Annotated in this window: 23 protein-coding genes; 11 read left to right on the forward strand and 12 right to left on the reverse strand. The window is 65.4% G+C overall.

Translation table 11 applies throughout. The annotated features are described in order from the left end of the window. Positions 1-60: 60 nt before the first annotated feature. From AC07TU_RS04770 to AC07TU_RS04780, 3 genes are all read right to left on the reverse strand, one after another. Entirely contained in the window at positions 61-702 is a 642-nt protein-coding gene (locus AC07TU_RS04770) for a dihydrofolate reductase family protein (protein WP_495186748.1), read from the reverse strand. 52 nt (positions 703-754) lie between these two features. Continuing rightward, positions 755-2281 carry a M20/M25/M40 family metallo-hydrolase gene (locus AC07TU_RS04775; RefSeq protein ID WP_495186749.1) on the reverse strand — a complete coding sequence of 509 codons (1527 nt, stop codon included), beginning with the start codon at positions 2279-2281 and terminating at the stop codon, positions 755-757. 107 nt (positions 2282-2388) lie between these two features. Further along, entirely contained in the window at positions 2389-2730 is a 342-nt protein-coding gene (locus AC07TU_RS04780; RefSeq protein ID WP_495186750.1) for a hypothetical protein, read from the reverse strand. A gap of 489 nt (positions 2731-3219) precedes the next feature. On the opposite strand from AC07TU_RS04780, the gene AC07TU_RS04785 reads away from it, so the two are divergent. The 9 genes from AC07TU_RS04785 (at position 3220) to AC07TU_RS04825 (ending at position 10333) form a co-directional block, all read left to right on the forward strand. After that, positions 3220-5154: a ribonucleoside-diphosphate reductase subunit alpha gene (locus AC07TU_RS04785; protein WP_495186751.1), complete on the forward strand. Its 1935-nt coding sequence runs from the start codon at positions 3220-3222 to the stop codon at positions 5152-5154. Between the two features lie 60 nt (positions 5155-5214). After that, positions 5215-5520, forward strand: a complete 306-nt coding sequence (locus AC07TU_RS04790) for a hypothetical protein (protein WP_495186752.1) — start codon at positions 5215-5217, stop codon at positions 5518-5520. Further along, a complete protein-coding gene (locus AC07TU_RS04795; protein ID WP_495186753.1) occupies positions 5520-6065 on the forward strand; it encodes a hypothetical protein in 546 nt (181 codons plus the stop codon). The genes AC07TU_RS04790 and AC07TU_RS04795 overlap by 1 nt, the downstream gene beginning before the upstream one ends. 13 nt (positions 6066-6078) lie before the next feature. After that, positions 6079-6270, forward strand: a complete 192-nt coding sequence (locus AC07TU_RS04800) for a hypothetical protein (protein ID WP_495186754.1) — start codon at positions 6079-6081, stop codon at positions 6268-6270. Continuing rightward, on the forward strand, positions 6267-6533 hold the full coding sequence (locus AC07TU_RS04805; RefSeq protein ID WP_495186755.1) for a hypothetical protein: 267 nt from the start codon (positions 6267-6269) through the stop codon (positions 6531-6533). Before AC07TU_RS04800 ends, AC07TU_RS04805 begins: the two co-directional genes overlap by 4 nt. A 16-nt stretch (positions 6534-6549) precedes the next feature. After that, the gene (locus tag AC07TU_RS04810; RefSeq protein WP_495186756.1) at positions 6550-7602 is read left to right on the forward strand and encodes a ribonucleotide-diphosphate reductase subunit beta; all 1053 of its coding nucleotides are present in this window, start codon (positions 6550-6552) and stop codon (positions 7600-7602) included. Positions 7603-7605: 3 nt separating this feature from the next. Next, positions 7606-9231, forward strand: a complete 1626-nt coding sequence (locus AC07TU_RS04815) for a hypothetical protein (protein ID WP_495186757.1) — start codon at positions 7606-7608, stop codon at positions 9229-9231. 73 nt (positions 9232-9304) lie between these two features. Beyond that, entirely contained in the window at positions 9305-9934 is a 630-nt protein-coding gene (locus AC07TU_RS04820; RefSeq protein WP_495186758.1) for a hypothetical protein, read from the forward strand. Positions 9935-9970: 36 nt separating this feature from the next. Further along, the gene (locus AC07TU_RS04825; RefSeq protein ID WP_495186759.1) at positions 9971-10333 is read left to right on the forward strand and encodes a hypothetical protein; all 363 of its coding nucleotides are present in this window, start codon (positions 9971-9973) and stop codon (positions 10331-10333) included. Positions 10334-10390: 57 nt separating this feature from the next. Here the strand turns inward: AC07TU_RS04825 and AC07TU_RS04830 are convergent, their stop codons facing one another. The 8 genes from AC07TU_RS04830 to AC07TU_RS04865 form a co-directional block, all read right to left on the reverse strand. Beyond that, positions 10391-10723 carry a DUF1905 domain-containing protein gene (locus AC07TU_RS04830; protein ID WP_495186760.1) on the reverse strand — a complete coding sequence of 111 codons (333 nt, stop codon included), beginning with the start codon at positions 10721-10723 and terminating at the stop codon, positions 10391-10393. 1 nt (position 10724) lies between these two features. Beyond that, entirely contained in the window at positions 10725-12332 is a 1608-nt protein-coding gene (locus AC07TU_RS04835) for a phytoene desaturase family protein (RefSeq protein WP_495186761.1), read from the reverse strand. A gap of 9 nt (positions 12333-12341) precedes the next feature. Next, positions 12342-13733, reverse strand: coding sequence for a M20/M25/M40 family metallo-hydrolase (locus AC07TU_RS04840; RefSeq protein ID WP_495186762.1), 1392 nt, complete (start codon positions 13731-13733; stop codon positions 12342-12344). Between the two features lie 69 nt (positions 13734-13802). After that, complete coding sequence (fghA, locus tag AC07TU_RS04845; protein ID WP_495186763.1) at positions 13803-14642, reverse strand: S-formylglutathione hydrolase; 840 nt, start codon at positions 14640-14642, stop codon at positions 13803-13805. Next, complete coding sequence (gene purU, locus AC07TU_RS04850; RefSeq protein WP_495186764.1) at positions 14639-15502, reverse strand: formyltetrahydrofolate deformylase; 864 nt, start codon at positions 15500-15502, stop codon at positions 14639-14641. The genes fghA and purU overlap by 4 nt, the downstream gene beginning before the upstream one ends. After that, on the reverse strand, positions 15499-15897 hold the full coding sequence (locus AC07TU_RS04855; protein ID WP_495186765.1) for a VOC family protein: 399 nt from the start codon (positions 15895-15897) through the stop codon (positions 15499-15501). The genes purU and AC07TU_RS04855 overlap by 4 nt, the downstream gene beginning before the upstream one ends. A gap of 18 nt (positions 15898-15915) precedes the next feature. Beyond that, positions 15916-17028: an S-(hydroxymethyl)glutathione dehydrogenase/class III alcohol dehydrogenase gene (locus AC07TU_RS04860; protein ID WP_495186766.1), complete on the reverse strand. Its 1113-nt coding sequence runs from the start codon at positions 17026-17028 to the stop codon at positions 15916-15918. 69 nt (positions 17029-17097) lie between these two features. Further along, on the reverse strand, positions 17098-17721 hold the full coding sequence (locus tag AC07TU_RS04865) for a DNA-3-methyladenine glycosylase family protein (RefSeq protein WP_495186767.1): 624 nt from the start codon (positions 17719-17721) through the stop codon (positions 17098-17100). A 78-nt stretch (positions 17722-17799) separates the two neighbouring features. On the opposite strand from AC07TU_RS04865, the gene AC07TU_RS04870 reads away from it, so the two are divergent. Next, positions 17800-18117, forward strand: a complete 318-nt coding sequence (locus AC07TU_RS04870; protein WP_495186768.1) for a 2Fe-2S iron-sulfur cluster-binding protein — start codon at positions 17800-17802, stop codon at positions 18115-18117. Positions 18118-18151: 34 nt separating this feature from the next. On the opposite strand, the gene AC07TU_RS04875 is transcribed toward AC07TU_RS04870, so the two are convergent. Then, positions 18152-18826: a winged helix-turn-helix transcriptional regulator gene (locus AC07TU_RS04875; RefSeq protein ID WP_495186769.1), complete on the reverse strand. Its 675-nt coding sequence runs from the start codon at positions 18824-18826 to the stop codon at positions 18152-18154. A 150-nt stretch (positions 18827-18976) separates the two neighbouring features. Here AC07TU_RS04875 and AC07TU_RS04880 point away from each other — a divergent pair, with 150 nt between their 5' ends. Next, entirely contained in the window at positions 18977-19192 is a 216-nt protein-coding gene (locus AC07TU_RS04880; protein ID WP_495186770.1) for a tautomerase family protein, read from the forward strand. Positions 19193-19249 lie beyond the last annotated feature (57 nt).

The raw sequence follows: 19249 nt of genomic DNA on the forward strand, positions 1-19249 counted from the left end.
GGCCCCTTCACCCGGGGTTCAGCCCGCCGCCGCATTACTGCCCGAATTGCCGCTCCGCGATCAGCCGCGCGCCAGCACCAGATGCAGTGCCTGCTCGCCCGGCACGCTTTCGATGACGCGATAGCCGAGCGCGGGCAGGTCGATTCCCTCGAACAACGCCTCGCCCTTGCCCAACAGCGACGGCGCGATCGCGATGTGCGCTTCATCGATCGCGCCCGCCTTCAGATAGTGGCGCACGGTCGTGACCCCGCCGCCGATGCGGATGTCCTGATCGCCTGCTGCCGCGCGCGCCAGTTCCAGCGCCTTGTCGGGCCCTTCGGTGATGAAGTGGAACACCGTGCCCCCCTCCATCTCCAACGGCGGGCGGGCATGGTGGGTCAGGACATAGACCGGGCAGTGATAGGGCGGGTTGTCGCCCCACCAGCCCTTCCACTCGCCGTCGGGCCATGGCCCGCGCACCGGGCCGAACATGTTGCGCCCCATCACCCAGGCGCCGAGCCCGGCCATGGATCGCTCGGCAAAGCCGTTGTCGATGCCGTCCTTGCCGCCGTCCTGGCCGACCATCGCCTTGAAGTAGCGGCTTTCGACCAGCCATTGGTGGAAGTTGGCGCCCTTGCCCAGCGGATGTTCCAGGCTCTGCTCTGGCCCGGCGCCAAAGCCGTCGGCCGAAATGCTGAACCCGTTCACGCGCACCTTGCTCATCATCCGTCTCCAAACTGCCGCGCGTTCCCAACGCACGGCGCCATCGGGTAGATCAGGCGGTCGCCGCAACCTGATAAAGGAAGTCGACGAAGCCGAATGTGGCCGCGTCCATCCCCATCACCTTGGGATTGCTGCTCTCGATCACGAAATACTCGTTGGGGGCATGCGCGCCGCTGCCATGGCCGAAGCCGAACTGGCCGGCGGGCAGGTTGAGCGGCGGGCCGGTGAAGATCACCCCCGGCCAGCTCCCCGCCAGCCGCGGATGCAATGTCGCCGGCACGCCGAGCCGCGCGCAGGTCGCCAGTTCGGCACGGATCAGCGCGCTGTTCTCGTCGGTCTGGGTCGGGCCGTATCCGCCCGTCACGTTGATCTCGACGTCGCTGAAGCCGCGCTTGTCGAGATGCGCGCGCAGCTTGGCCAGCGTGTCGTCCTTGGTCATGTCGGGCACCAGCCGCATTTCGATCTTGGCGGTCGCCTTGCCCGGCAGCACGGTCTTGCCGCCCGGGCCCATATAGCCCGACACCAGCCCCTGGATGTTGACCGTCGGCACCTGCGCCAGCCGCACCATCGACTCTTCCCAGCTCAAATCGTCGATCCAGCGCGACACGCCCAGCGCCTTCTTCGCATCCTCCTCGCGCGTGTTTGCGGCGGTCTGGGCGATCAGCTGGCGCTGCCGGGCCGTCAGCGGCTGAACCTTCTCCTGGATGCCGTCGATCATGACGGTGTTGCCGTCCTTGGAGACGAGCGTGGAGAGCGCTGCGACCAGCCGCCAGGGCGGGCTGTCGACGCGCGCCTTCTCGCTCGAATGGATGTCGCCCTTGGGGCCGCGGCCCCATTTTTCGCCCGATACGGTCAGTTCGAACTCGACCGCGCCCTTGGCGCCCAGTGCCAGCGTGACGCCGCCCGTCGCCGGGCTCTGCCAGCCGGTCGGGATGATCACGCCGACGGTCTTCTTGAGCGCGGCGGCGACCTGCGGCGCGGTCACGATCTCGTGGAAATTGGGGGAGGCGATCTCCTCCTCGCCCTCGGCGATGAGGACGAGATTGACCGGCAGCTTGCGCCCCGCCGCTTTCATCGCGTGGAGCGCTGCAAGGAAGGTCGCCTGCGGCCCCTTCTGGTTTACCGCGCCGCGGCCCATCACCACCTTGCCGAAACCGGGCTTGTCGACCAGCCGCGCCTCCAGCGGCGGATTCTCCCATTCCGCCGGGTCGAACTGCTTGACGTCGTACATGAAGTAGATGCCCAGCGTCTTCTTCGCGCCCGCGTCCAGCGTCGCGAACACGCCCGGCTTGCCCTTGGACGGCACGATCTCGGCATGCTGGAAGCCCGCGTCGAGCGCGAGGCGCTTCATATAGTCGGGGCCTTCGGGATAGCCGCGATTCTCCGCGGCGATCGACGGAAGCTTGATCCAGTCCTGCAGCCTCTTCACCGCGGCGTCGTGGTTGGCGGCGATCGCCTTCTTCACATCCGCCATCTTGTCCGTGGCGGCGAGCGCCGCGCCCGGCGCGGTCAGCGCTGCGCCTGCCGCTGCGGCCTTGAGCATTGCGCGCCGTCCGATGGCGCCATTCCCGTCGTGCATCGCTCACCCCTTTTTTGCTGATTTTGCGGCAGCCTAGCGGGGCGTGAGCGGACTGCAATCTCTCACCCGTCACCCCGGCACAAGGCCGGGGGGACGATGGGCTGGGGCTAGCGGCCGCCGCTCCGCTTCGCGCCGGTCACGCTGCGCAGCGCCGCGACTCGCGACGCCAGTTCGGCGCGCTCGGATTCGGAAAGGCCGCCCCGCGCGTACCGTTCCTCCAGCACCGCGATCTGGCGGCTCTCGCGGCGCAGCGCCCGCGCCTCACGCCGGGAAAGCTGGCCGCTTTCGCGCCCCTCGCGGATGCTGCGGTCGGTCTGGCCCAGTTCGCGCGCCACGCCGGGCAGCGCCGGACGCGGTGCGGGCCAGCGTATCCCGCCCGACGGGTCGCGGATCTGCGCTGCGGCGGACGTGCTCAGCATGGCGATGGCGGCAAGCAATGCGATTCGCATGGATTCGGCCCTCCGGCCCCGGACGGGCCATGGATCCGGATCATTCACCGCCCATGCTTTCGCGAAGCTGACCGTCCGGCCTCAATATCTTGTGCCAGATTCCTGTGGATGAATCGGTGCATGAAAAATTTGTGAGTTCCGCCTTCGTTCTCTTGTCTTTTGAAAAGGCGAGGAAGGTCCGCGCGTCGCGTACGATAAACCGTGGTCAGGCGCCGGTGAACCGACTCAAATCAGCGACGAAACGAGTCTTCAAACTTTCATTTACGGTCTTGCCTCCGACGCCGATCTGCCACAATCTCTAGTGGTCACACAGGGGGACAAACCCAAGCACTGGTGGAACACCGCCCGCGAACCTATATTCGCGGCAGGGCTTCCTACGTGCCTGGCAGGGCGGATGGACATCTTTTGTTCTCACGCCCGCGCGCGTGCGGTGGTACCATCGCCGGATGCCCCCGAGTCGTGATCTGGACGGTTTAGGGACGAGCGACGATGGACTTCAGGGAACAGCAGGAAGCAAGCGTGAGTGAGACCGTGACCGATACCGCAGAGGCCATTGCAGAGACCAAGGCCCAGCCCGAAAAGGCTGCCCCCAAGGCCAAGAAGAAGCTCGACACCAAGTCGGTCGCTCCGCGCATCTTCCCGGTCGAGGTCGATCATTCGCGCGACGCGCTGCTCACCGAATTCGGCAAGGAAACGCTCAAGGATCGCTATCTGCTGCCCGGTGAGAATTTCCAGGATCTCTTCGTCCGCGTCGCTTCGGCCTATGCCGACGATGCTGCGCACGCCCAGCGCATCTACGACTATATCTCGCGCCTGTGGTTCATGCCCGCCACCCCCGTTCTCTCGAACGGCGGCACCGGCCGCGGCCTGCCCATCTCGTGCTTCCTGAATTCCGTGCCCGACAGCCTCAACGGCATCGTCGATACCTGGAACGAGAATGTCTGGCTCGCCTCGCGCGGCGGCGGCATCGGCACCTATTGGGGCAATGTCCGCGGCATCGGCGAGCCGGTCGGCCTCAACGGCAAGACCTCGGGCATCATCCCGTTCGTCCGCGTGATGGATTCGCTGACGCTTGCGATCAGCCAGGGCAGCCTGCGTCGCGGTTCGGCCGCCTGCTATCTCGACATCTCGCACCCGGAGATCGAGGAGTTCCTCGAGATCCGCAAGCCGTCGGGCGACTTCAACCGCAAGGCGCTGAACCTGCACCACGGCGTGCTCATCCCCGACGCGTTCATGGAAGCCGTGCGCAACGGCGAGGAGTGGACGCTGCGTTCGCCCAAGGACGGGTCGGAGCGCGGCACGGTCAACGCCCGCGCCCTCTTCCAGAAGCTGGTCGAGACCCGCCTCGCGACGGGTGAGCCCTACATCGTGTTCGCCGATCACGTGAACAACAACATGCCCAAGCATCACCGCGATCTGGGCCTCAAGGTCTCGACCTCGAACCTCTGCTCGGAGATCACGCTCCCCACGGGCAAGGATCATCTCGGCAACGAGCGGACTGCCGTGTGCTGCCTCTCCTCGCTCAACCTCGAAACCTGGGACGAGTGGAAGGGCGAAAAGGGCTTTATCGAGGACGTGATGCGCTTCCTCGACAACGTCCTTCAGGACTATATCGACCGTGCCGAGCCGGGCATGGAGAAGGCGGCCTATTCCGCCGCGCGCGAGCGTTCGGTCGGCCTCGGCGTGATGGGCTTCCACTCCTTCCTTCAGGCGCGCGGCCTGCCCTTCGAAGGCGCGATGGCCAAGACGCACAACCTGCGCATCTTCAAGCACATCAAGGCGCAGGTCGACGAAGCCTCGATGCAGCTCGCGGTCGAGCGCGGTCCGTGCCCCGACGCCGCCGACATGGGCGTGATGGAGCGGTTCAGCTGCAAGATGGCGATCGCGCCGACCGCGTCGATCTCGATCATCTGCGGTGGCACCAGCGCCTGCATCGAGCCGATCCCGGCCAACATCTACACCCACAAGACGCTGTCGGGCAGCTTCTCGGTCAAGAACCCCTATCTCGAGAAGATCTTCATCGAGAAGTCGAAGAACTCCGACAATGTCTGGAACTCGATCCTCGAGCGCGGCGGTTCGGTCCAGCATCTCGACTTTCTGAGCCAGGAAGAAAAGGACTGCTACAAGACCAGCTTCGAGATCGACCAGCGCTGGCTGCTCGAACTCGCCGGCGACCGCGCGCCCTATATCGACCAGGCCCAGTCGCTGAACCTGTTCATCCCGGCCGATGTCGAGAAGTGGGATCTGCTGATGCTCCACTTCCGCGCGTGGGAACTCGGCATCAAGTCGCTCTACTATCTCCGCTCCAAGTCGGTGCAGCGTGCCGGTTTCGCAGGCGGGGTCGAGGCCGACAACACGATCGACGCGCCGCAGTTCAACCTCGGCGAGAGCACCGATTACGATGAGTGCCTGGCTTGCCAGTGAGCGCCCGCACGCGCTGAGCGCCTTCTCCCCGGCGGGGAGGGGGCGGCAGGAGACTGTCCTATGACCCGATCCCTCCGCCTTCTGCCTCTCGCGGCATTCGTCCTGCTCGCGGCCTGCGCGCAGCAGGTGTCGACCGCGGTCGAACCCGGTGCGCCCGGCTTCCTGCTCGGCCTGTGGCACGGCTTCATCTTCCCCGTCGCCTGGGTCCTGTCGCTCTTCATGCCCGACGTTGCGGTCTATGCCGTGCCGAACAATGGCGGCTGGTACGACTTCGGCTTCTTCCTCGGCATCTGCGTGTTCGGCGGCGGCGCATGGCGCGGCAAGAAGGTCGTGGTGCGCGAGAAGATCGTGAAGGTCCGCGACTGATGCGTGCGGTTTCCCCCGACATTGTCTGGGCTGGTGCCGCCGGCGCCGTGGTGTTCGTCGGCGCGCTCGCCGCGCCGTTCGTGCATCGCTGGCGCATGCGCCGCCATGCACTCCGGCTCGAAGCCCGGCAGCATCGCGGCTATGACCGTTATTATGAGGAATTGCGCGACCTTGAGGCATGGCCGCCGGAAGGGCGGGCGGCGTTCGACGCCAAGACCATCCTCGGAGCGCTGTTCGCGGGCGGTGTCCTGGCGCTGATGGTCTACACCTGGCGTCGTCCTGATGCCGAGTATCTGATGCAGATTCTGGTGCTTGCGGCCGCAGCCTTCGGCTTGGTCGCTGCGGCATGGAAGGGGTTCCGTATCTGGCGCGACGCCCAGCCCGATCCGCGGCGGCAGATCATGTCCCCGGCACCGGGCGACGCCAACGCGCGTGAGCGCCGCATCGAGCTGTGGCGGCAGATCGGTTCGACTGCGGCGCTGGCCGCTGGATCATTCGTGATGGCCCTGCTCTCCGCGGACAAGGTGCTGGAGCGGCTGCCATGACGAGCCTTCTGCCATGACCCGCGCCCTCGCCCTCCAGGCCGGCATCGGCATCGTCAGCGGCGTCGCGGGCCTCGTCCTGCTGCGCCGCCGCGTCGCCACCCCCGAGGGCATCTACGCCACGCGCATCGCCGGCATGATGCTGGTCGCGCTGTGCTTGTTCCTCACCGGCTTCGCACTGGTCTTCAGCATCGCGAGCGCGGCATGAACGCGGCGCTGATCATCCTCGTCCTCGCGCTGATCGCGGGCGGGCTGGTGTGGTATGTCTGGGAGCTGGTGCGCGACTTCCTGATGGTGGTCGACCCCGAGGGCGAAGCCGATCGCATCCTCGTCGAGCAGCATGGCGACGATCCCGTCGCGCTCGACGCTGCCCGCGACCGCTTCGACGCCAATCGCGTGCGCAATCTTTCCGCCATCAGTGCCGGCGGCGCCGTCGGCCTGTTCGGCACCCTGTTCATTCTGTTCGCTTAAGCCAAGGACCGTTCCAATGCCTCTTCTCGAAGCCCGCAAGACCTACAAACCCTTCGAATATCCCTGGGCGTTCGAGTTCTGGAAGCGCCAGCAGCAGATCCACTGGCTGCCCGAAGAGGTGCCGCTGGGCGAGGATTGCCGCGACTGGGCGCAGAAGCTGACCGATCATGAGCGCAATCTGCTCACCCAGATCTTCCGCTTCTTCACCCAGGCCGATGTCGAGGTGCAGGATTGCTACCACGAGAAATACGGCCGCGTGTTCAAGCCGACCGAGATCAAGATGATGCTCGCCTCCTTCTCCAACATGGAGACGGTGCACATCGCCGCCTACAGCCACCTGCTCGACACGATCGGCATGCCCGAGAGCGAGTACGGCATGTTCCTCGAATATTCGGAGATGAAGGACAAGCACGACTATCTCCAGAAGTTCGGCGTCGAGAATGACGAGGATATCGCCAAGACGCTCGCCATGTTCGGTGGATTTACGGAAGGCCTTCAGCTCTTCGCCTCGTTCGCGATGCTGATGAACTTCCCGCGCTTCAACAAGATGAAGGGCATGGGCCAGATCGTCTCCTGGTCGGTCCGCGACGAGAGCCTGCACTGCGAAGGCATCACCCGCCTCTTCCACGCCTTCGTCAAGGAGCGCGACTGCCTGACCAAGGCGGTGAAGGACGACATCATGGACGTCTGCCAGACGACCGTGCGGCTCGAGGATGCGTTCATCGACCTCGCCTTCGAGCAGGGCCCGGTCCCCGGCATGACGCCCAAGGAGATCAAGAAGTATATCCGCTTCATCGCCGACTGGCGCCTCAACCAGCTCGGCCTCAAGCCGATCTACATGATCGACGAACACCCGCTCCCCTGGCTCACCCCGCTCCTCAACGGCGTCGAGCACGCCAACTTCTTTGAGACCCGCGCCACTGAATATTCGAAGGGCGCGACCAAGGGGAACTGGAACGAGGTCTGGGATTCGTTCGACAAGCGCCAGAAGGCGAAGGTCGTGCCGGCGGCGAACGAGGATGGCGGCGCCGAGGGCGGGCTGTTTGATGGGACCGTGGCGGCGGAGTGAGGAATGGCAGGGGGGCTTGCTGAAGAGCTACGACGGATAGGACTCGCTGCGCCGCAGCACGGGCGGCGCTTGCCTGTGTCACGGGCAAGCTTCACCTTGACGGACAGATCGGCGTTCGATGATGCCGTACAATTGGCCGTCGCTTGGGCAGCCAAGACGGCAGCGGCAAGGTTTCCGGACGATGCAGCGGTAGGCCAGGGTTTCACCTATGCCACCCCGGATGACCGGGCGCAGGTTTCCGCACTGCGGGTGGACAATGAAGAGGGCCGGGTTTGGGCGGCCAAGGTCGTCTTTCGCGGCGACAGGATTCCTGGCCGGGAGTGGACGACCGATCTTTTCGTCGAACAGCGGCACGGCGCATTCGTCCGTTTTGGCGCCCAGCTTACCTTTCAATGTTCCGGCACCGATCCTGGATTTGAGCACAGCAGGCCGCGTGTTGTCCGTGACATTCTGGATCAGCTGGCTGGAGAGGCGGACGATGAGGCGCTTGGCAACGCCTTCCATTCCGTTGATCTGGCGGATGTGCAGGGGTTGGCAGGCCTGCTCTATAACCCGGCGCGACGCTTGCCGGTCATTGTTGTTTCAGTGGATGATGCCGGAGGCGCCCAGATCGATCTGGCGCGGTTGGCCACGCGCCTTTCCGGGACTGCCCATCTGCGCAGTATCTCCGTCGAAGAAAGTTTCGAACTCACTCGCCTGGTCGGTCGACGAATGTCGACATTCAATGGCGCGGTCCGCACCTACATGCCCGGGCTGGATCAGGAGACCGAAGACCCGTTCCAGCATCGTTTGTGGTTCGCGCCGCATTCCGGGAAAAACCCTCGTCTCATCAACCAGCTCGCGGCGCACATTTTGCCGCTTGGGTTTCGTGATCCGGAAGGGGATGCGCGATTCTGGCGTGTCAGTCTCATCCGACAGGCGACTTCGCGCGCCGCCGCCAACACGTCGACGGGTACGGAGGAGCAGAAGCTCCGCGCTGAGGTTGAGGCTCTGCACTTGGAGCTTGAGGAAGCCCGAGAGTCGGCGTCCTCGGCGGAGTCCCTGATGTATGAGGAAGCCAATAAGCTCACGGCCGCCCAAGCGGAGAATGCCAAGCTCGAAGAAGAGAATTATTCGCTGCGCGAACGTCTCAAGGCTATGGCGAGTGGCTCGGCGAAGAGTGCTCTTCCTCTTGAGCCTGACGATGTCAGGTCCATTTTCGACAACGATCCGACTTTGGAAACGAGCCTGAGAATGGTCGGGAACTTGTTTCCGGAAAGGTTGGTGGTTCTGGACAATGCAATCGAATCCGCACGCGATTCATATGCATTCAAATATCGGAAGAAGGCATTCGATCTCTTGTGGAGCCTTTCCACGGAATATTGGACCTCATTGGTCGAAGGGAATGGTGACGTTCGCGCAAGACAATGCTTCGGGAACGCCTTCGCAGCGAAGGAGGCGCAAACGATTTCCAGCGCTGGGCTGGGCCGGCGTACATTCACGCACAATGGGCGTGACATCCTCATGGAAAAGCATCTTAAAATCGGAGTAGCCGACAACAAGGCCGACACCTTGCGAGTCCATTTCGAATGGATCCCGGAGGAAAGGCTTATCATTGTGGGGCACTGTGGGGGGCATCTTGACTTCTAACCGTCCAGGCCCATTTTCCTACACGAACCAATTAGGTTAAATACCTCGACTCCCCTAACCAAAGGAGTCGACCATGAAACACGACCACCCCACCCCCGATACTACCGACGACCCGTTCGAGACCTACACCCCCATCTCCCTCCGCGCCCGTCACGACGGCTGGACCGCGGAGCGCCAGCGCGGCTTCCTGCGCGCGCTTGCCGATACCGGCTGCATCAGCGAGGCTGCGCACCTCACCGGCATCACCCCGCGCTCGGCCTATCGCCTGCGCCACCACCCGCAGGGCAAGGCGTTCGCCGCCGCCTGGGATCAGGCGCTTCAGCTCGCCGCCGCGCGGCTGATGACCACGGCCTATGAGCGCGCGCTCAAGGGCGGCGTTCGCGAGATGTGGCGGGACGGCAAGATCGTCGCCGAGGTACGGGAGCCTTCGGACCGGCTGCTGGTGTGGCTGCTCGACCGCGCGGCGCTCACCGCCGGGGTCCATGCCGCCGGCTACAAGCCGGCCAGCGTCATGAGCTGGAGCACCACTGCTCGCGCCGGGTTCGACGCCGCGCTCGATACGCTCGCCGACAGCGACGTTCCCGTCGAGCCGCTGACTCCGCTCCATTATCAGGCCGCGTCCATCGCCGACGGCCGCGAGGCGCTGTCCCCGCCCTGCGACGAGGATGAGGACGATTACGACTATGCCGGGGAAGCGGCGTGATGCAGCATGGGCCGACGCGGCCGGGGGATAAGACACATGATCGAGCGTATCTGCTGGACAATCCTGGCCCTGATCCACGCCATGCCCGCGCTCGCCGCCTTCCGGCCCGCGCTGATCTCACGGCTCTACGGCGTCGATCCGGGTGCGGACGTCTTCACGCTGCTGCACCACCGCGCCGCCTTGTTCCTCGCGGTCGTCGTGATCTGCGTCTGGGCGGCGTTCCGCCCCGAGGTGCGCCAGCTGGCCAGCGTCGCGGTGGGGATCAGCATGGCGTCCTTCGTGCTGATCTGGTGGCTGTCGGGCATGTCCCCCGCGCTCCGGACCATCGCGGTCGCCGACCTGATCGGCCTGCCGGTCCTGTGCTACGCGGCCTGGCAGGCGTTTCGGGGAGCGGCCTGAAGGACTCGCGCGCGTGTCAGTGTGACTTTTGGGACTTTTCGCGGATCGAACCGACCCTCAGAGCCAAAGCCCGACCGTGACCGTGTCGCCCTCGCTGACCCCGGCGGCCTTGCGCACCGCGGCCTTGACCGGGATCAGATAGCCGCCGCTGGTCTTGTGCGGAAAGGCGGAGGTCTCGAAGGGGGCGCCGTCGACGCTCGCCCGGATGCGCACCGATCCGAACCCGCGCGCGCCGCCCAATGCGCGCCGTTCGAAGCCCAATGCGCGGATCGCGTCGGCCGCTTCGCCGGTGATGGTCACGAAATACCAGCTCGCCTTGGCCGGCGGCTCGGGCGTCCAGCGCCACAGCTCGGCCTCGACCACGAACGAAGGATTGCTGTCATGGGACATGCTAGCGCCGCAGCCATCGCCCGATCAGCGACCGGTCGCGCAGGATTTCCTTCGCGGCATTATGCCCCGGCGCGCCGGTCACGCCCCCGCCCGGATGCGTCCCCGCGCCGCACATATAGAGGCCGTGGATCGGCCCGCGATAATCGCCATGCCCCAGCACCGGCCGCGCCGCCCAGAGCTGGTCGAGCGACATGCGCCCGTGGAAGATGTCGCCGTCGACCAGCCCGAACTTGCGCTCGAGGTCGGTGGGCGAATGGATCTGCCGCGCGATGACCGAGTCCCGGAAATTGGGCGCATGTTCGGTCAGCGTGTCGATGATGTCGTCCGCCGCCGCCTCGCGCTCGTCGTCCCAGCTGCGGCCATTGGGCAGGGTGGGCGCGAAATGCTGGCAGAACAGGCTGGCGACATGCGCACCCGGCGGGGCGAGACTGTCGTCGACCAGCGAGGGGATGGTCATCTCCACCACCGGCGCGTTCGACCAGCCATATGTCACCGCGTCGGCATGCGCGCGGTCCATATAGTCCATGGTCGGCGCGATGATGATCCCGCTGCGATGGTGCTCCCCGTCCTTGCCCGGCAGCACAGTGAAGTCGGGTAGCTCGGATAGCGCCACATTCATGCGGAAGCTGCCGGAGCCCGTCTTGAACCCTGCGATCCGCCGCCGGAAGTCCGGGTCCAGATCGCTGGCGTCGATCATCTGCCGGTACAGCAAGGCTGGCCCGACATTGGCGACGACCAGCTTCGCCGCAATCTCCTCGCCGCTCGCCAGCCGCACGCCCGCAACCTTGCCGCCATCCACCAGCACGCGGTCGACCGGCGTCTCCAGGCTGATCTCGACCCCGGCCTCGCGCGCCGCGTCCGCCATATATCCGGTGATCGCGCCCATCCCGCCGATCGGATGGCCCCAGGCGCCCTTCTTGCCGTTCACCTCACCGAAGACGTGGTGGAGCAGCACATATGCCGATCCCGGTGCCGAGGGACCGGCGAAATTGCCGACCACCGCGTCGAACGCGAACGCGGCCTTCACATGGTCGTTCTCGAACCACTGGTCGAGGAACTCGCGCGCCGACTGGACGAACAGCGCCAGCGCGTCGCGCTGCGCTTCGATGGGCATCTTCGCCAGCTCGCGGCCCTGCGCCGCGGCGGCAAGCAGCGCGGCGATTCCGCCCCCGGCATTAGGCGGGGTCTTGAGCGCCATCGCCCGCAGCATGTCCGCGACCCGCTCCAGCGCTTCCTCATATCCGGAGAGCGCTGCCGCATCTTTTTCCGAGAAGCGCGCAAACTCCGCCCGCGTCCGCTCCGCCCCGCCGCCGAGGATCAGATGCCCGTCCTCGAGCGGGAAGAAGTTGCTGACCGGCCGCTCGATGACGCGATATCCGCGCTCGACCAGCTTCATGTCGGCAATGACCCTGGGCTGGAGGAGGCTGACCGTGTAGCTCGCCGCCGAATTGCGAAAGCCGGGGTGAAATTCCTCGGTCACCGCCGCGCCGCCCACGACGCTGCGCCGCTCCAGCACCCGCACCTTCAACCCCGCCCGGGCGAGGTAGAAGGCACAGACAAGGCCGTTATGGCCTCCGCCGATGATCAGCGCGTCGTAGCGGGCGGTCACCTCAGCGGGTCACTTGGACAGCTCGGCCACCACACGCCGGAAATAGGTGACCGCCGGCGCCAGCTCGCTCAGCGGCGTGCGCTCGTTCAGGCCATGGGCGAACTGGTCGGACTGTTTCATGAAGATCGGCGCAATGCCGTAGCTCGGCACCCCGCGGCCGCGGAAATGCATCGAATCGGTCGCCCCGGCGGACATGCTCGGGATGACCTTCACCGTGGGGAAGCGGGCATGGATGCCGTCGGTCACGGCCTTCATCACATCGGGCCGCAGCGGCGAGGCAGGGCCGGGCTTGCCGCCGCTGTCGTCCTTGACGATCGTCAGGCTCGGTTCCGCGGCGATCTCCTTGAGCTTTGCCTGGATGCTCTCGATCGAATTGCCGGGGAAGATGCGGCAGTTGATGTTGGCGGTGGCGCGCTGGGGCAGGGCGTTCTGGGCATGCCCGGCATTGACCATCGTCGGGACGCAGGTGGTACCGATCTGGCCGACCAGCCCGTAATTGGCGCGCAGCACCTTGAGCGCGGCTTCGTCCTGCGGATTGGTCAGGAAGGCGCGGATCGCCGCGGCGTCCTCGGGCTTGGCGGTCTCCGCCGCGACGGCGAGCGAGGCCTTGGTGATCTCGTTCACCTCGGGCGCGAACTTGTAGTTGCCGATCCGCTCCAGCGCCCGAGCGAGCGTGACGATCGCGTTCACCGGCCGCGGCGCGCTCGAATGGCCGCCCGGATCGGTGACGGTCAGGGTGAAGTCGGCATAGGTCTTTTCCGCCGCCTGCAGCCCGTAATATTCGGCCTTGCCCTCGGGCGAGTAGCGCCCGCCGCCGGCATCGATGTTCAACAGCAGCTCAAGGCCGGTGTACTTCTCCGCCAGCGCGGCGGTGGTCTTCATGTCGGTCTCCTCGTCGCCGGAGGCGAGGAAGAGGATGTCGCGCTTCGGCTTGAACCCGTCCTTCTTGAGCTGGATCAGCGCCGCGACCATCGCCGACACGCTGAACTTGTTGTCGGTCGAACCGCGGCCGAAGATATAGCCATTCTCGATCACCGGGGTGAACGGATCGCGCTCCCAATCCTTGGGGTCGGCGGCGACCACGTCCATATGGCCGATAATGCCGATCGGTTTGACGGTGCCGGGCTTGGCGGTGCCGCGATAGCGGGCGACGAGCATCGCGGTTCCAGCCAGCGGTTCGACGGTCACGTCCTCCGCCGCGAAGCCACCTGCGACCAGCGCGTCGCGCAGATAGTTGGCATAGTCGGGTGTCTGGTTGCCGGGCCCGTCGACGGTGCGATAGGCGATCGCCCGCTTGAGCAGCTCCAGCGCCTGCGCATCCGCCTCGGGCGCCGCCTTCTGTGCATGGGCGACCCCTGCACCTGCCACTGCCATCGCCAACACCGCAACCATCGTCCGCATACGCCAACCCCTTTGCTGTTTGCGCGCACGCTAGTGGCGCGAAGCGGGATCAGCAATGCGGGCGATGCGTCATTTCAGCCGCGCGGCGTGCCAGGCGATATGATCGGGAAGGAAGGTCGAAATGAAATAATAGCTGTGGTCGTATCCCGGCTGCATGCGAAGCGTCAGATCGATCCCCGCATCGCGGCACGCCTTCTCGAGCAATTCGGGCTTGAGCTGTTCCGCGAGGAACACGTCGGCATCCCCCTGATCGACCAGCAGCTCGGGGACCTTGAGGCCATCCTCGATCATCGCGCAGGCATCATAGGCACGCCAATCCTCGCGATTGTCGCCGAGATAGCCGGTCAGCGCCTTCTCCCCCCAGGGGCATTGGCTCGGCGCGCAGATCGGAGCGAAGGCGCTGACCGAGCGGAACCGGTCGGGGTTGCGAAGCCCGATGGTGAGCGCGCCATGCCCACCCATCGAATGGCCGGTGATTCCCTGCCGCGACAGATCGGCCTGCGGAAACTCGCGCAGGATCAGCGCGGGCAGTTCGTCCTCGATGTACGACCGCAGCCGGAAATTCGTCGCCCATGGCTCTTCGGTTGCATCGACATAGAAGCCCGCGCCCTTGCCGAAATCATAGCCCTCGTCATCAGGCACCTCGTCGCCGCGCGGACTGGTATCCGGCGCGATGAAGATCACCCCATGTTCGGCGCAGGCGGCGCGATGCTCGCCCTTCTCGGTGACGTTGGCATGGGTGCAGGTCAGGCCCGACAGATACCACAGCACCGGCAGTTTCGTGCCTTCGGCATGATCGGGAATGAAGACCGAGAAGGTCATCGGCGTCCCGGTGGCCGTGCTCGTATGGCGATAGACGCCCTGCATGCCGCCATGGGCCTTGTTGGTCGAAAGCGTTTCGAGGGTCATCTGAACACCAATGTCCGGTTACCGTTGAGGAACAGGCGCCGCTCACCCAGCGCATCGACGGCGCGGGCCAGCACCTGCGCCTCGATATCGCGGCCGATGCGGATCAGGTCGTCGACGCTGTCGCGATGGTCGACCCGCTCGACCGCCTGTTCGATGATCGGCCCTTCGTCGAGGTCGCTGGTCACGAAATGCGCGGTGGCCCCGATCAGTTTCACGCCGCGCTCATGCGCACGATGATAGGGACGGGCGCCCTTGAAGCCGGGCAGGAAGCTGTGGTGGATATTGACGCACCGTCCCGCCAGCCGGTCGGCGAACTCCGGGGTCAGCACCTGCATGTAGCGGGCAAGGATCAAGTACGGGGCGCCAGCCGCTTCCATGACCGCCTCGATCGCCCGTTCCTGCGCGATGTTGCCACCCTCGCCGACGGGCAGGTGATGATAGGGCACGCCATGCCATTCGGTCAGGCTGCGCAGCCTGTCATGGTTGGAGACGACCGCGACGATCTGCGCCGACAGCGTTCCCGATTGCTGGCGGTGGAGCAGGTCGTTGAGGCAGTGCGATCCCTTCGACACCGCGACGACGAGTTTGGGCTTCTCGTCCGACGCCGACAGGCCCCAGTCGAGTTCCAGCTCTGCCGCGATCGGCGCGAACGCCGCCACCAGCGCCTCCCGCCCCTCGGGAAACGCCGGTCCCCCGGCCGTGAAGACGACGCGCATGAAGAAGCGCCCCGTCTCCAGATCCGCATATTGCTGGCTGTCGAGGATGAAGCCCTGGTTCCGTGCCAGGAACCCGGTCACCCCCGCGACGATCCCCACCCGGTCCACACAGATGAGGGTGAGGATCCAGCCGCGTTCGCTCATGCCGGGCGGAAGATCGCGCAGAGCTTGTTGCCGTCCGGGTCGCGGACATAGCTCAGATACATCGGGCCCAGCGGGCTGCCGGTGCGCAGGCCGGGCGGATCTTCGATCGAGGTGCCGCCATTGGCCACCGCGACATCGTGGAACAGCTGCACCTGCTCGGGCGAGTCGCACTTGAACCCGATCGTTCCGCCATTGGCGCAAGTCGCCGGCTCGCCGTCGATCGGCTCGGACAGGCATAATGTGCCGCCGTCATGGCGATAGAACAGGCGGGTCTGCCCGCCCGCCGACTGGTTGCGGAACGCCTGGCCGTCGAAGCCCAGCGTGCCGAGCACCGCGTCGTAAAATGCCTTGGACCGGTCGATATCGTTCGACCCCAGCATGATGTGGTTGAACATGGCTCCTCTCCTTTGGTGTCAGTAGACGACGACGCTGCGGATCGACTCGCCCGCATGCATCAGGTCGAACCCCTTGTTGATCTCCTCGAGGCTCAGCACGTGTGTGATCATCGGGTCGATCGCGATCTTCCCGTTCATATACCAGTCGACGATCTTCGGCACGTCGGTCCGGCCCTTGGCGCCGCCGAACGCGGTGCCCTTCCACACCCGGCCGGTGACCAGCTGGAAGGGGCGGGTGGCGATCTCCTTGCCCGCTTCCGCCACGCCGATGATGATGCTCTCGCCCCAGCCGCGATGGCAGCATTCCAGCGCGGTGCGCATCACCTCGGTATTGCCGGTCGCGTCGAAGCTGTAGTCGGCGCCGCCATCGGTCAGCGCCAGCACTTCCGCGATCACATCCTCGCGGCTCTTGCCCTTGCCGTTGATGAAATGGGTCATGCCGAACTTGCGGCCCCATTCCTCGCGGTCGGGGTTGATGTCGACGCCGACGATCACGTCGGCGCCGACCATTCGCGCGCCCTGAATGACGTTGAGGCCGATCCCGCCGAGGCCGAACACCACGACCGTCTCGCCGACCTGCACCTTGGCGGTGTTGACCACCGCGCCGACCCCGGTGGTGACGCCGCAGCCGATATAGCAGCTGGTCTGGAAGGGCGCGTCCTCGCGGATCTTCGCCACTGCGATCTCGGGCAGCACGGTGAAGTTCGAGAAGGTCGAGCAGCCCATATAATGGAAGACCGGCTGCCCCTTGTAGCTGAAGCGCGTGGTGCCGTCGGGCATCAGCCCCTTGCCCTGCGTCGCGCGGATCGCGGTGCACAAATTGGTCTTGCCGCTGAGGCAGGATTTACACTGGCGGCATTCCGGCGTGTAGAGCGGGATGACATGGTCGCCCGGCTTCACGCTGGTGACGCCGGCGCCGACCTCACGGACGATGCCTGCGCCTTCATGTCCCAGCACGCTCGGGAAGATGCCCTCGCTGTCGAACCCGTCGAGCGTGTAGGCGTCGGTGTGGCAGATGCCCGTCGCCATGATCTCGACCAAGACTTCGCCGGGCTTGGGCCCTTCCAGATCGAGCTCGACGATCTCGAGTGGCTTCTTCGCCTCGAAGGCGACGGCGGCGCGGGTCTTCATGGTCTGGGGCCTCCTTGCTGTCCCGCGCTCTTTGGCAAGGGACGAGCAGGGGCGCCAGCCCTAGATGCCCTAGATGACGTCCATATCCGCCTTGTAGTGATGCCAGGCCAGGATTGCGGCCGCGCCGCGATGCGGGCGCCAGGGTTCGGCGATCTCTCGCGTGAGCTTCTCGGACGGACGTTCGGCATGGCCCATGATCCGCCCGACCTCGATCTGGACGGCGAGGTCGCCGGCGGGCCAGATGTCGGGCCGACCCTCGGCGAAGAGCAGATAGATTTCCGCCGACCAGCGCCCGATGCCCTTGATGCGGATCAGCTGGGCGATGGCTTCTTCGTCATCGACGGGAAGGTTGCCAAGATCGAGCCGCCCGCTCGTCACCTCGTCGGCCAGGCTGCGGGCATAGCTTGCCTTCTGCCGCGAAAGACCCGCCGCGCGCAACGCATCGTCGGATGCCGCGGCCACGATTTCCGGGCTGGTCAGGTCGCCCAGCGCGGCGCCGAGCTTGGTCCAGATCGATGCCGCCGCCGCGACACTCACCTGCTGGCCGATGATCGTGCGCAGCAGCGTCTCATAGCCGCGGTCGCGGATGCGTGGCTCGGGATAGCCCACGCGTCCGACCGCCACCGCGATGAGGGGTTCGGACGCCGCAAGCGTATCGAGCGAAGTGCGAAGTTGTTCGGCGCTAAGGCCCATCAGGTGAAACCTTTGAAGAGGGAAACTTGAAAGCCGGGGCGTTCCCCGGCATTGGCGCGACATAGACAGGAGAATCCGATGCCCAAGCTTATCGTCGTCACGCGTGAAGGAGAAGAACGCGAGGTCGAGGGCGAAGTGGGCCTGAGCGTCATGGAAGTGATCCGGGACAATGGGTTCGACGAACTGCTTGCGCTGTGCGGCGGCTGCTGCTCGTGCGCGACCTGCCACGTCCATGTCGATCCGGAGTTTGCGGGCAAACTGACGCCGATGAGCGAGGACGAGAACGACCTGCTCGACAGCTCGTCGGACCGAGACGAGCGCTCGCGCCTGTCGTGCCAGATCCAGTTCACCAGCGCACTCGACGGCCTCAAGGTAACCATCGCCGCGGAGGATTGATCCTTCGCCGGCGAAGACCTTTCTCGGGGTTGGGCTAGGCGGTCGCGAAGCTGCTGAGCTTCATCCAGCGCGAGAGCGTGCGGACGAGATCGGGGTCGCCGGTCAGCACGATCCGGCCCGCCGCCACCTCGTCGTCCATTTTCGACATGCCCATCCAGGCAGAGGTCATCGCCTTCAGGTCCGCGGTGACGTACAGATCCACGTCGAATCCGGGATCGATGGAGCAAAGCTCCGCGCCCGTCGAAGGCGAGACGATCAGCCAGTAATGGCGCTTGTCTTTCGCCAGTTCGGGGTAGCTGAATTCGACGACGACCCGCCGGAGCGGGAGCGGGTTGGGATCGATCTTGCGCCGCATGTTCCACATCAGCAGCTGGGCATCGAGATTGGCCAGCGCGCATTGATGATCTACCCAACGCATCGACCAGTCGCCGAGCGCACGGATCACCGGCGCAAGATCGTGGCCGGCCTCGGTCAGCCGATATTCGGTGCCGTGCGCGGTCTCGGCGCGCCGGACGACACCATGCGCTTCCAGTTCCTTGAGACGCTTTGAAAGCAGGGCGGGCGACATGCGCGGGACGCCGCGCCTGATCTCGTTGAATCGGGTCGAGCCCGATTGCATCTCGCCGAGCAGGACGAAGGTCCAACGCGAGGCGAGGATCTCGGACGCCATGGCGACCGGACAGAACTGACCATAGCCTTCTCGTGCCATGCCGGCAGCCTCTGCCCACACCCGATCACCGTCAACTACAGAAACTATACCGGGGGCGGTTCAGACAGCGAACTGGCCGACTGCGGTGGGGCAGCCGACAACGGCAATACGGCGCAATCAGGCGCGCGAACGATGTGAGGGAATTATCTCATGCCGCTTGTCGATATTCAGGTCATCAACAACGTCTTCACGCCCGAACAGAAGGGGCAACTCATCGAGAAGGTCACCGAAGCGATGGTATCGGTCGAGGGAGAGGCGATGCGCGGCGTGACATGGGTGCGGATTCACGAGGTCGAAGAAGGGAATTGGGCTATCGGCGGCACACGCCTTTCCGCGGCGGACGTACATCGAATGGCCCGGGGCTGATTTTCACCCCAGCCCGCTTCGATCCCTATCCGGGTGCGAAGCGGGCGGATTTCCATT

The sequence above is a fragment of the Sphingomonas sp. GW821-FHT03E12 genome (assembly GCF_059420685.1).